At 68.8% G+C, this 12,047-nt stretch carries 13 protein-coding genes; 8 read left to right on the forward strand and 5 right to left on the reverse strand.

All coding sequences use genetic code 11. The annotated features are described in order from the left end of the window. The 4 genes from FJV41_RS43420 to dnaB form a co-directional block, all read left to right on the forward strand. A partial coding sequence (locus FJV41_RS43420; RefSeq protein WP_141648515.1) for an acyltransferase family protein occupies window positions 1–1,140 on the forward strand: 1,140 nt, incomplete at its 5' end. 9 nt (window positions 1,141–1,149) lie between these two features. Then, window positions 1,150–2,289 (forward strand): sensor histidine kinase, encoded by a 1,140-nt coding sequence (locus FJV41_RS43425; RefSeq protein WP_141648516.1) that lies wholly within the window; start codon window positions 1,150–1,152, stop codon window positions 2,287–2,289. After that, window positions 2,286–3,056 carry a LytR/AlgR family response regulator transcription factor gene (locus FJV41_RS43430; protein WP_141648517.1) on the forward strand — a complete coding sequence of 257 codons (771 nt, stop codon included), beginning with the start codon at window positions 2,286–2,288 and terminating at the stop codon, window positions 3,054–3,056. The genes FJV41_RS43425 and FJV41_RS43430 overlap by 4 nt, the downstream gene beginning before the upstream one ends. A 99-nt stretch (window positions 3,057–3,155) precedes the next feature. Then, window positions 3,156–4,523: a replicative DNA helicase gene (dnaB, locus tag FJV41_RS43435; RefSeq protein WP_141648518.1), complete on the forward strand. Its 1,368-nt coding sequence runs from the start codon at window positions 3,156–3,158 to the stop codon at window positions 4,521–4,523. Between the two features lie 105 nt (window positions 4,524–4,628). Here the strand turns inward: dnaB and thiD are convergent, their stop codons facing one another. The 3 genes from thiD to thiE are packed head-to-tail and all read right to left on the reverse strand — an operon-like array spanning window position 4,629 to window position 6,808. Beyond that, on the reverse strand, window positions 4,629–5,369 hold the full coding sequence (thiD, locus tag FJV41_RS43440) for a bifunctional hydroxymethylpyrimidine kinase/phosphomethylpyrimidine kinase (protein ID WP_141648519.1): 741 nt from the start codon (window positions 5,367–5,369) through the stop codon (window positions 4,629–4,631). Next, window positions 5,366–6,130: a gamma-glutamyl-gamma-aminobutyrate hydrolase family protein gene (locus FJV41_RS43445; protein ID WP_141648520.1), complete on the reverse strand. Its 765-nt coding sequence runs from the start codon at window positions 6,128–6,130 to the stop codon at window positions 5,366–5,368. Before FJV41_RS43445 ends, thiD begins: the two co-directional genes overlap by 4 nt. A gap of 21 nt (window positions 6,131–6,151) precedes the next feature. Next, window positions 6,152–6,808: a thiamine phosphate synthase gene (gene thiE, locus FJV41_RS43450; protein ID WP_141648521.1), complete on the reverse strand. Its 657-nt coding sequence runs from the start codon at window positions 6,806–6,808 to the stop codon at window positions 6,152–6,154. A gap of 93 nt (window positions 6,809–6,901) precedes the next feature. On the opposite strand from thiE, the gene FJV41_RS43455 reads away from it, so the two are divergent. Genes FJV41_RS43455 through FJV41_RS43465 form a run of 3 tightly spaced genes read left to right on the forward strand, consistent with a single transcriptional unit; the run spans window position 6,902 to window position 8,177 of the window. Next, on the forward strand, window positions 6,902–7,219 hold the full coding sequence (locus FJV41_RS43455) for an RNA polymerase subunit sigma (RefSeq protein WP_141648522.1): 318 nt from the start codon (window positions 6,902–6,904) through the stop codon (window positions 7,217–7,219). Next, complete coding sequence (locus FJV41_RS43460; RefSeq protein WP_141648523.1) at window positions 7,216–7,530, forward strand: DUF1844 domain-containing protein; 315 nt, start codon at window positions 7,216–7,218, stop codon at window positions 7,528–7,530. Before FJV41_RS43455 ends, FJV41_RS43460 begins: the two co-directional genes overlap by 4 nt. Next, window positions 7,530–8,177, forward strand: a complete 648-nt coding sequence (locus tag FJV41_RS43465; protein WP_141648524.1) for a hypothetical protein — start codon at window positions 7,530–7,532, stop codon at window positions 8,175–8,177. The genes FJV41_RS43460 and FJV41_RS43465 overlap by 1 nt, the downstream gene beginning before the upstream one ends. Before the next feature lie 15 nt (window positions 8,178–8,192). Here the strand turns inward: FJV41_RS43465 and FJV41_RS43470 are convergent, their stop codons facing one another. Further along, window positions 8,193–8,723 (reverse strand): hypothetical protein, encoded by a 531-nt coding sequence (locus FJV41_RS43470; RefSeq protein ID WP_141648525.1) that lies wholly within the window; start codon window positions 8,721–8,723, stop codon window positions 8,193–8,195. A 238-nt stretch (window positions 8,724–8,961) separates the two neighbouring features. Here FJV41_RS43470 and clpB point away from each other — a divergent pair, with 238 nt between their 5' ends. Beyond that, a complete protein-coding gene (gene clpB, locus FJV41_RS43475) occupies window positions 8,962–11,586 on the forward strand; it encodes an ATP-dependent chaperone ClpB (RefSeq protein ID WP_141648526.1) in 2,625 nt (874 codons plus the stop codon). Window positions 11,587–11,653: 67 nt separating this feature from the next. Here clpB and FJV41_RS52750 read toward each other — a convergent pair. Continuing rightward, on the reverse strand, window positions 11,654–12,047 hold a 394-nt coding region (locus tag FJV41_RS52750), incomplete at its 5' end, for a hypothetical protein (protein WP_181791337.1).

Genomic DNA, 12,047 nt, shown 5'->3' on the forward strand with positions numbered 1-12,047 from the left:
GCCCATCGCCCCGACCTGGACTGGCTCCGCGTCGTCGCCATCCTCGTGCTGCACCTGTTCCACACGGGGATGATGTTCAACCGGTGGGACTGGCACATCAAGGCGCCCACGCTGCTGCCGGTGCTGGAGCTGCCCATGGACATCCTGCACCACGTGCGCATGCCGCTGTTGATGGTCATCTCCGGCGTGGGGACGGCCCTCGCGCTGCGGCGTCGCTCGCTGCGTGGCTTCGCGGGGGACCGGACGCGGCGGCTGCTGCTGCCGGTGATCTTCGGCATGTTCGTCATCGTGCCGCCGCAAATCTACGTGGAGCGCGTGTTCACGGGGCGGTTCCAGGGAAGCTACGCGGACTTCTATCCCTCAGTCTTCGGCCTCGTCCCCTACCCTGCGGGCAGCCTGAGCTGGCACCACCTCTGGTTCGTCGTCTACCTCTTCGCCTTCTGCCTCCTGGCGCTGCCGCTGTTCTGGGCGATGGGGACAACGCGCGGGAAGGCCTGGCTCGCGACGGCCGAGGCCTGGCTGTGCCGGGGTCCGAATCTCCTGTGGCTGTTCATCCCGCTCTTCGTCAACGACCTGCTGCTGCACCGCTTCCCGCAGACGCACGCGCTGTTCGACGACCCGAGGACCTTTGGCCACTACGGCCTGCTGTTCCTCATGGGGCACCTGCTCGGCCGCGCGCCCAGGGTCTGGGACGTCCTGGTGGAGCGCCGGTGGTGGCTGCTGGGCGTGTCAGCGGTCCTCTTCGCCATCATGGCGCCTGAGAGCGAGTTCGACCTGGTGCCCGAGGTGCTCGGGGGCACATCGGCCCAGTGGCTGTTCATCCTGACCGCGCTGGGCTGGGCGCGCCGGGGCGTGCGGACGGAAAGCCGGTGGGTCCGGCACGCGCAGGAGCTGTCGTATCCGTTCTACATCTTCCACCAGACGGTCATCATCGTCGTCGGCTTCGCGATGCTGCGGCTGCCCGTGGGGCCGTGGAGCCTCTTCGGCTGCGTGCTCGTCACGACCTTCCTGATCAGCTGGGGCTTGAGCGAGCTGGTGGCCCGCCTGCCCTGGTTGAGGCCATTCTTCGGGTTGAAGGCCCGTGTGGTGTCCCGTCCCGAAGCGACGCTCCAGGGCGCGCCCACGGGGCATACTGCGTGACGGAGAGCCATGGCCGACACCCTCCCGACGTCCGCCCTCGAGGTGCCACAGTCCCGGTCCTGGCGATGGCCCCGCTTCCGGTTGCGCCCGGTGCTCGGGGTGCTCGCCTTCTGCCTTGTCGTGGGCGTGTCGTATGGCGCCGCGGTGAGGTTGGATCAGCTCGCCAACGGACACACCTCCCTCCCCGCATCGCGGGCCTTCTTCTGGGAAATCACCGGTGCGCTCTCGGCCTGGGTGACGCTGCCCCTCATCCAGACCGCGACGCTGAACGCCCCGTCACCGCGCGCCTCGGGGTGGGCGCGCTTCCTGGGCCTGCACGTGGTGGGATTCGCGCTCTACACCTCCGTGCACATCCTGGTCATGCTGGGCATTCGCTACCTGCTCTACCCGCTGCTGGGCTGGGGTGAGTACGAGTACGGGCCCATGGCCTTCCGACTGCCCATGGAGGTGTCGAAGGACCTGATTGCCTACGGGCTCGCCGTCACCTTCATCAGCCTCTTCACGGCCTGGCGGAATCAACATGCGCGGGCGCTGCGCGAAGCGGAGCTGGAGGGCGAGCTTCGCAGCGCGCAGCTCCAGTCCCTCACCGGCCAGCTCCACCCGCACTTCCTCTTCAACTCGCTGCACACCATCAGCTCGGTCATGTACGAGGACCTGGCGCGAACGGACCGGCTGCTCAGCGACCTGGGGCACGTGCTGCGCGCCAGCCTGGAGCGCGCGGAGCCCACGTGGACACTGGCCGAGGAGCGCGCGCATACCGCGCGCTTCGTCGCGCTCCTGTCCGCGCGCTTCGGGGACCGGCTCGCGGTGCACTGGAGCGTGGAGCCGGGCCTGGACTCGGCGCGCGTGCCCTGCTTCGCGTTGCAGACCCTGGTGGAGAACGCGGTGAAGCACAACCAGGACCGCGTGCAGCCGCTGGAGGTGCGCATCCGCGCCAGCGAGACGGCGGGCACGTGGCGGCTGGAGGTCGAGGACACGGGCCGAGGCTTCGGCGGTGAGTCGCCCGCCTCGGGGACGGGCGTGGGACTGGCGCATCTGGAGCAGATCCTCGCGCTCCTGCACGACGGGCGGGCCCGGCTGGAGCGGGGCCAGGGACCCGAGGGCGGAGCGCGCGTGTCGCTGACGCTGCCCCTGGGAGCGAAGCCATGACGACCTTCCGCGTGCTGGCGGTGGACGACGAGACACCCGCCCGGGCCAAGGTGCGGCGCTTTCTGGAAGGCGAGTCGCGCTTCACGCTGGTGGGCGAGGCCGCGGATGGAACGGAAGCGCTCGCGAGCATCGAGTCGCTGAAGCCAGACCTCGTCATCCTCGACGTGCAGATGCCAGGACTGACGGGCTTCGAGGTGCTGGAGGCGCTCGGGCCGGGAACGGGCCCCGCGGTCATCTTCTCCACCGCGTATGACGGCTTCGCGCTCCGGGCCTTCGAGGCGCACGCGGTGGACTACCTGCTCAAGCCCTACGACGGCGAGCGCTTCGCCCGCGCGCTGGACAAGGCCCATGCACTGCTGCTCGGTGGAGGCTCGGAGGCCGCGAGGCTCCAGGCGCTCCTGCGGGAAGTGGCCTCGGCGACGCCACGACGCGCGCTGGAGCGGCTGGTGGTGAAGTCGGGCGAGGCGTGGGTGCCGCTGCGCCTGGAGGACGTGTTGCGCCTGTCAGCCGAGGACAAGTACGTGCGCGTGTACACCGCCCAGGGTGAGCATCTGGTGCGCCAGAGCCTGCGCGCGCTGGAGGAGCGGTTGGACCCGGAGCGCTTCGTGCGCATCCACCGCGGAGACATCATCAACCTGGACGCGGTGGCGAAGTTGGAGCCCTGGAGCCACGGAGACGGAATCCTCGTGCTGAGGAACGGCACGACGGTGGTGCTCAGCCGCACGTGGCGTGAAGCATTCCTCCAGCGTTGGGGAATGGAAGGCTGATTGCGGGTAGGTCCACCTTCCTCCGCCCACCCGCCGCTACAGGTCTGTGGCGGAATATTTCTGCCATGTCAGAGCCGCCTGTAGAGTGGGCGGGCAGCCATGGAGAACTCCCTAGACCTCAGAGATGGGCGAAAGGTCCACGAGGACTTGGCCGCCGAGCGTGCAGTGCTCGGCGCCGTACTCGCGGACAACACGCTCATCGCTGCCGTAGGCGAAGTGGTCCACGCGGACGACTTCTCCAGCCCCGCGCACGCGCAGATTTTCGCGGCGATGATTCGCCTGGACGGAAAGCAGCAACAGGTCGACCACCTGACGCTGGCTGAAGAACTCAAGGTCCTGGGACACCTCGTCGCCGTGGGCGGCCCCGCGTACCTGATGCGGTTGGACCAGGTGGTTCCGCTGGCCTCCAACGCCGTCCAGTACGCGAACATCGTCAAGGACCAGGCGCTGCGACGCCGGCTGGCGAACGTCGGCCGCGAAATCCAGGACCTCGCCAGCCAGGAGACGGGCGAGCTGGAGGTGTTGCTCGACGAGGCCGAGCGCAAGGTGTTCCTCCTCGCGGAGAAGAAGCGCGAGGGAGACCTGCGGCCCGTCAGCGAGCTGATGGAGCACACGCTCGATCTGCTCGACAAGATGAAGGCGGCGTCGACGGGCATCACGGGCCTGTCCACCGGCTACATCGACCTGGACAACCAGCTCACGGGGCTGCACGCCGGTGAGCTCATCATCCTCGCGGCGCGTCCTGGCGTCGGCAAGACGTCCTTCGCGATGAACATCGCGGTGAACGCGGCGCTGAAGGAGAACAAGGCCGTTGGCATCTTCAGCCTGGAAATGCCCGCCGACCAGCTCCTGATGCGTCTGCTCGCGTCCACCGCGCGCGTGGACATGAAGAAGCTGCGTGGCGGCCGGCTCTCTCCGCACGACGAGGAGAAGTTCCAGGAGATGGCGGGTGCCCTCTACAACGCGCCCATCTACATCGACGACTCGGGTGGCCTGTCTCCGTTCGACCTGCGCGCCAAGGCGCGCCGCGTGAAGCAGAAGGACCCGCGCCTGTCGCTCCTCATCATCGACTACCTCCAGTTGATGCATCAGAAGGGCAAGGTGGAGAGCCGCCAGTTGGAAGTCGCCGAAATCTCCCGCGCGCTCAAGCAGCTGGCCAAGGAGCTGGAGGTCCCCATCATCGCGCTCAGTCAGCTCAGCCGTAAGGTCGAGGAGCGCAAGGGCGGCAAGCCCATGCTGTCGGACCTGCGTGAGTCCGGCTCCATCGAACAGGACGCCGACGTGGTGATGTTCATCCACCGCGAGGAGACGGAAGAAGGGGGCGAGGCGCCGCCTCAGTCGCAGTCAAACACCGTCATCCCCGTCGAGCTCATCATCGCCAAGCAGCGCAACGGGCCCATCGGCGAAATCTCCCTGGTGTTCCTCGCCGAGTACACCCGCTTCGAAAGCCGCAGCCGGGCCGAGTAACACCAGCGCGCGACGTGCCCGGCCGCCCTGCTCCAAGCCCGTGCGCAGGTAGCGCACCACCTACCTCCGGGCCGCGTGAGTACCGTGCGACGTGCCCGGCCCGCCCTACTCCGCGCCCGTGCGCAGGTAGCGCACCACCAGGGCCCGAGCCACGCGCGTGGCGGCCTCCAGCGTGCGGCCCCGCCCCAGCTCCGTCGCCAGCGCGGAGGCCAGCCGACACCCCGTGCCACGACGCTCGGGCGCGCGCGCCAGTCGCTGGCCCTTCAACACACGGACGCCTTCGGGCGTGGCCAGCACATCCGCCAACCCCCGCGCATCCGGCAGGTGCCCGCCCTTCACCAGCACCGCGCCGAAGCCGTGCTCGACCAGCGCGACAGCCGCCTCACGCGCCGCCCCCACCGTGTCCGGTACGGGCCTGCCCAGGAGCCACCCGGCTTCGTCCAGGTTCGGGGTGAGCACGACACGCGGGCCCGCGAGCGACAGGTAGCGCCGGGCAGACAAACGGGACAACAGCTGCCCCCGAGACGTCCGCACCACCGGGTCCACCACCCACCAGGCCCGCGTCCCGGCCAGCGCGGCGCTCGCGGCCTCGAGCTGCGCGAGGCCCGGCACCATGCCCCACTTCACCGCGTGCACCTCACCCAGCTCGCGCGCGGCGATCAACTGCGCACGCACCACGCGGGGCGGAGACGCCACCCAGGAGAAGGTGACACGGCCCTGCGCCGTCTGCGCAAGGGGCACCGCCACCGGCTGCCCTTCCAGCGCACGCACTGCCGCCACATCCGCCAGCAGCCCCGCTCTTCCCGTGGGCTCGAGCCCCGCCAACAGGACGACACGCGGAATCACCGCCGATGCTCTCGCGCTTTCTGGATGAAGGACTTGTACAGCCCCACGTGCACGGGAATCGTCGTCGCCATGTACTCGGGATGCCACTGCACGCCCACCGCGAAGGCGTGGGTGGTGGACTCGATGGCCTCCACCACGCCGTCGGGCGCCATCGCGCAGATGCTCACGTCGCGCCCGGGGCTGCGCACCGACTGGTGATGCGTGGAGTTCACCATGAGTTGGCCGTGCCCCACCGCCTCCGCGAGCAGCGAGCCGCTGCGCACGTCCACCGGATGCTGCGGCTGCGTGCGGTCATGCTTCTGCTCGTGCTCACGAGCGCCCTGCACCTCACGGCCGATGTCCTGGAACAGCGTGCCACCCAACACCACGTTGAGAAGCTGCATGCCGCCACAGACGCCCAGCACCGGCATGTTGCGCTTGAGCGCCCCGCGCATCAGCGCCGCCTCGAACGCGGTGCGCCCTTCCTTCAGCGCGCCCAGTCCCTCGCGCGCCGTTTCCCCATACGCCTCGGGAGGAATGTCGAAGGCGCCGCCCGTGACGAGCAGTCCGGACACGCGGTCCAGATACGCGTCCACACACGTGGGGTCGTCCGCGTACGGCAGGACGAACGGAAGGCCCCCGGCGCGCAGCACCGCGTCGGCGTAGGGCACCTTCAGCTCGTACCGCGCGAAGGGCTGATCCTCGGGCTGGCTCCAGTCCGGGGTAATGCCGATGTTGGGCCGCCGGGGCGGCTGGCCATGGTGACGCGGATGATTGTTCATGGGGGGGTCCGTCGGTCGAACCTACCCCCCCACACGTCCCCGTTCAAACGCAGCCGTCAGCAGGCGCACCCGCTCGGCGAGATCCTGGGCGAGCAGGACGTCCGAAACCACCGCCGCGCCATGCGCGCCCGACGCGGCCACCCGCCCCACGTTCTCCAGCCCCACGCCACCAATGCCCACCACCGGCAGCGGACTGTCAGTCACGACCCGCGCCAGCCCCTCCAGCCCCAGCACCGGTGCGGGCACCTGCTTCGTCGTCGTGCCGAAGACGGGCCCCACGCCCACGTAGTCCGCGCCCGCCTCTCGCGCCGCCCTCGCGCCCTCGGCGTCTCGCACCGTGACGCCCACCAGGCGACCAGGCCCCAGGAGCGCGCGCGCCGCCTCCGCGGGCAGGTCCTCATCGCCCACGTGCACGCCATCCGCGTCCGCCAGCAGCGCCAGGTCCACCCTGTCGTTGAGCAGGCACACCGCGCCCGCGCGCCGACACAACCGGACGACCTCCCGAGCCACGGACAGCGCCTCGCGCACCGGCGTTCGCTTCATGCGCAGTTGCACCACCCGCGCTCCACCCGCGAGCATCCGCTCCGCCTTGAGAACCAGGGGCATGTCCACCCGCACGGTGTCGTCGCACAGCAGATACAGTCCCGGGGGAAGCAGCGGACGGGGCGGGGCGTTCATCGGCACCAGGAAGGCGGGACGGCGGCGTTGACAGTCGCCCCCTCTGCTATAAGGTAGCGCGCTATTTTCCAAGCAATTCCGAGGATTTGAAACATGGCGGACACGGTGGACCCCAAGTATCTCGATAAGCGCACCGCGGAGCGGTACCTGCGCTCGGGCCAGTTGGACGAGAAAGCGCACGAGCGCCACCTCAAGGGCCTACCGGATGTGGCGGACAAGGCCACGCCGGTGGAGACCTTCATGGATGACGACGTCGACGACGACTACGACGACGAAGAGGATGACCTCGACGAAGAGGACGAGGCGGACGACGAGGATGAGTCCTCCGACGCGGCCGATGAGACGGCCTCTTCCTCCGATGAGGCCGAGGGCAAGGATGAGCCCGAGGGCGAGGAGCCTGGCACCCCATGAGCCCCGTGGACGAGAAGCGCGGCGAGACCTTCGTGATGCGGGGGGAAGCGCGCTCCGCGTCCGAGGAGGCCATCTCCTTCAGCACGTTCATCGTGGGGTTGGGCACCGCGGTGCTCATCCACCTCGGTGACGCGCCGAACCCGGAGACGGGCCAGACGTCGAAGGACTTGCCGTTGGCCCGGCAGAACCTGGACCTGTTGTCGATGTTGCGGCAGAAAACGCGGAGCAACCTGACGCCGGACGAGGAGAAGCTCTTCGACGGATTGCTCGCGGATCTGCGCCTGCGCTTCGTGGAGGCAAGCAAGCGGTGATGGCGTCGGCTCCCCGCTCGGGCAGGCTTCCCGGGCGCATTCGTTTCGCGGCCCTCGCGTGTGTCGTGCTCGCCATCTTCACGGGCTGGGGCGCGCTGAACGAGGCCATGGAGATGGCCCACTTCTACGAGGTCCGCTCCCGGCACATGGAGGCCAGCCCTCCGTTCCTCCTGGGCAGCGACCCCGCTGTCCTCCAGAAGCTGCTGGAGGTGCAGTACCAGGCCCTGGAGCCCATGCGAGAGCCGCGCGCCGTGTTGATGGGCGTGCTCGCCGTGGCGTGCGCCTTCGTCTTCGTCTCCGCGTCCAACATTCTGCGCTCGGGCGGACTGCCTCGGGACGCCTTGCGCAAGATGCTCGGCCGCGCCGCGCTCACGGTGGCGGTGCTGCGCACCATCGACGGCGCCCAGTGGGCCGTGGTGTCCCGCCGCGTGGGCGTCACGCTCGCCCAGACACTCACCCAGCGCCCCGAGTACCAGGACCCCACGACAGCCGAGGTCGTCACCAGCGTGGCCCCCTGGATGGCCCTGGGACTGACGGTGCTGGGGACGGCCGTCATCGCGGGCACCTTCGCCCTGCTCGGCCAGTACTTCCGCAGCGACACCGTGAGAGACGCGCTCGTCGCCCAGGACAGCCCGGCGGACGGCTAGCAGCCTCCCGGAACGTCAGTGGGCGTGGGGTGCCACGCCGCCCGGCAACAGGGCCTCCAGCGCGGACTCCACGTCCGCCGAGGAGTCCTCCTCCAGCGACAGCACCCGCCCCAGCCCCGCCCGAGGCAGCCGCAGCAGCTCCTTGCGCGACAGCCCGAAGACGTGCGCCAGGTGCCCCATGGGCCAGCGCGACTGCATGTGCGTGAAGGCCGCTTCGTCCAGGTCCTCGGGACGGCCCTCGGGCAGCTCCACGTTGTCGTAGACCACCCGCTCACCGCCCACGCGCCGACCGTTGCCGTAGGCGAGGACTTCCTCACCCTCGTCCGGGTCATAGACGTAGGCATGCACCGTGGCGTTGGCCGCCCGGGACAGCAGCCGGGGCAGCGCATGGTGCGCGGCATACCAGTGCGCGCCCGGCCGGCCCTGCGTGAAGGGGCCTACGTAGGCCAGCCGCACCACCTTGCGGCGCCGATTGACCGACACCTGCAGGCCCGTGGCGCCCGATGCGCCGTCCAGCCGCAGCGCTTCACGGGCCTGCCGGAGCAAATCCAGCCCGCCGAAGCTTTCGAGTCGAATGAGATAGCCGCCGTGCGCTTCCAGAGTCAGCCCCCCGAGGGTGGGCGCCGCCTATAACCGAGCCTTGCCCCTGATGGCAACTCAAGCACCTCGAAAATCCAGCCGCTACCAGGAGTCCAAAGTATTCCGCTTCTGGCGCAGTCGTGACACCGCGCGTTAACTTCCTGAGGTCGATTGCCAAGGTCGAGCCGACTCTTACGTTGAGTGTATGCGACTCGATAAGTTCACGGTGAAGGCGCAGGAAGCCATCCAGGAAGGCCAGACGCTGGCCCGCCGCGCCGACAATCCCCAGTACGAGCCTGAGCACCTGGCCGCGGCGCTGTTGGGACAGAAGGACGGAATCGTCGACCCCCTGCTGCGCAAGCTTGGCGCCGACGTGAAGCTGTTCTCGTCCCGCCTGGGTGAAGCCCTGGGCAAGCTGCCCAAGATGCAGGGCGGCGAGAGCGCCATGCTGGGCCAGCGCCTGCTCAAGACGTTCGACAAGGCGGAGGACGAGGCCAAGGCGCTCAAGGACGAGTTCATCTCGTCCGAGCATCTGCTGCTCGCGTTGACCCAGGACAAGGGCACGACGGGCGAGGTCATGAAGGCGTCCGGCATCACCCGCGAGCGGGTGGTGGCCGCCCTCAAGGAGGTCCGCGGCTCCGGGCGCGTGACGAGCCAGGACGCGGAGTCCACCTATCAGGCGCTGGAGAAGTACGGGCGGGACCTCACGGAGGCGGCGCGCGCGGGGAAGCTGGACCCCGTCATCGGTCGCGACGAGGAGATTCGCCGCTGCATCCAGGTGCTCAGCCGGCGCACGAAGAACAACCCGGTGCTCATCGGCGAGCCGGGCGTGGGCAAGACGGCCATCGCCGAGGGGCTGGCGCGGCGCATCGTCGACGGCGACGTGCCGGAGGGCCTGAAGAACAAGCAGCTCATCACACTGGACATGGGCGCCCTGGTGGCCGGCGCCAAGTTCCGCGGTGAGTTCGAGGAGCGGCTCAAGGCGGTGCTCAAGGAGGTCGCCGACGCGTCCGGGCAGGTCATCCTCTTCATCGACGAAATCCACACGATTGTGGGCGCGGGCAAGGCCGAGGGGGCCATGGACGCGGGCAACATGCTCAAGCCGGCGCTGGCGCGCGGCGAGCTGCACTGCATTGGCGCGACGACGCTGGACGAGTACCGCAAGCACATTGAAAAGGACGCGGCCCTGGAGCGCCGGTTCCAGCCCGTCTTCGTGGGCGAGCCCAGCGTGCACGACACCATCAGCATCCTTCGCGGGCTGAAGGAGCGCTACGAGGTGCACCACGGCGTGCGCATCCAGGACACCGCGCTGGTGGCCGCCGCCACGCTCAGCCACCGCTACATCGCGGACCGCTTCCTGCCGGACAAGGCCATCGACCTCATCGACGAGGCCGCCAGCCGCCTGCGCATCGAAATCGACTCCATGCCCACCGAGCTGGACGACATGCGCCGGAAGATGACGCAGCTCCAGATTGAGAAGGAGGGCCTGCGCAAGGAGACGGACCCGCACTCGCAAGAGCGCCTGGCGGCCATCGAGAAGGAGCTGGCCAATCTGCGCGAGCGCTTCGACGCGCTCAAGGTCCACTGGGACGCGGAGAAGACGGCCATCGGCGCCATCCGGACGCTGAAGGAGAAGCTGGAGAAGGTGAAGAACGACCAGGTCGCCGCCGAGCGACAGGGCGACCTCAACCGCGCCGCGGAGCTGAAGTTCGGCGTCCTGCCTTCCTTGGAGAAGGAGGTCCAGACGCAGAACAGCAAGCTCCTGGAGCTGCAGAAGAAACAGAAGTTCCTCAAGGAGGAGGTGGACTCCGAGGACATCGCCGCCGTGGTGGCCAAGTGGACGGGCATCCCCGTCTCTCGGCTGATGGAGGGCGAGGTCCACAAGCTGGTCCACATGGAGGACCGGCTGGCCCAGCGGGTGATTGGTCAGCGCAGCCCGATTGAGGCGGTGTCCAACGCCGTGCGCCGCGCGCGCAGCGGATTGCAGGACCCGAACCGGCCCATCGGCTCGTTCATCTTCCTGGGCCCCACGGGCGTGGGAAAGACGGAGACGGCGAAGGCACTGGCGGAGTTCCTCTTCGATGACGACACGGCCATGGTCCGCATCGACATGTCCGAGTTCATGGAGAAGCACGCCGTGGCCCGACTGGTGGGCGCGCCTCCGGGCTACGTCGGCTACGAGGAGGGCGGCCAGCTCACGGAGGCGGTGCGCCGCCGTCCCTACACGGTGGTGCTCTTCGACGAAATCGAGAAGGCACACCCGGACGTCTTCAACATCCTGCTCCAGATTCTGGACGAGGGCCGGCTGACGGACAGCCAGGGCCGCACCGTGGACTTCAAGAACACGGTGCTCATCATGACGTCCAACCTGGGCTCCGCCGATATCCAGGCGGGCATGGCGGGCAAGGAGGAACTGGACGACAAGACGCGCGAGGACGTCATGGACGCGCTGCGCGGCCACTTCCGCCCGGAGTTCCTCAACCGCGTGGACGAAATCGTCATCTTCGAGCCGCTGCGCAAGAAGGACATCTACCGCATCGTCGACATCCAGCTCGCGAAGCTGGACAAGCTGCTCGCCGACAAGCGGCTGTCGCTGGAGCTGACCGACGCGGCCCGCGAGATGCTGGCGGAACGCGGGTACGACCCGACGTACGGCGCGCGGCCCCTGAAGCGCGCGGTGCAGAAGAACCTGTTGGATCCGCTGGCGCTCAAGGTGCTCAGCGGCGAGTTCCTCCCGGGTGACACCATCCAGGCGGACGCCGGCCCCACCGGGCTCACCTTCGCCAAGGTGCTGGTGGACAACTCGAAGAAAGTGAAGCGCGCGGAGTAGCGCGGACCGCGCCGGCCCCCTGCCCCGTCATCCTGGACGGGCGGGGGCGCCCCACGGCCCTCCTGCCTCAGTCGGATTCCGAGCCGGACGCGTCCGTGATTTCGGCATCCGAGTCGTCGGGGTCGCCACGCCCCCAATGTGCCTCCATGTTGGCCACCATCGACGGGATGTCCGGGTAGAGCCTCGCGAAGGCCCGGGGATAGGCCAGCCGGATGGAGCGGGCATGCTGCTCGAAGATGAGCGCCCGGAGCTCATCCAGGTCCTGGGTCGTGTCGTTCGGACTCAAGCCGAAGGCCCGGTACTCCGCGTTGGAGTTGTTCCCGTCTTCGTCCGTCTGGACGTCCGTCACGGTGTCGAAGTCGAAGAGTCCGAGCAGGGCGCCCCGCAGCTCGGCGTTGGTGACGCCTCCACCACCGACCTGGTTGCCCGCCCGGGCCATCGCGGCGTCGCCCGCCACCGCC

Source organism: Myxococcus llanfairpwllgwyngyllgogerychwyrndrobwllllantysiliogogogochensis (assembly GCF_006636215.1).
In the GTDB taxonomy this organism is placed as follows: domain Bacteria; phylum Myxococcota; class Myxococcia; order Myxococcales; family Myxococcaceae; genus Myxococcus; species Myxococcus llanfairpwllgwyngyllgogerychwyrndrobwllllantysiliogogogochensis.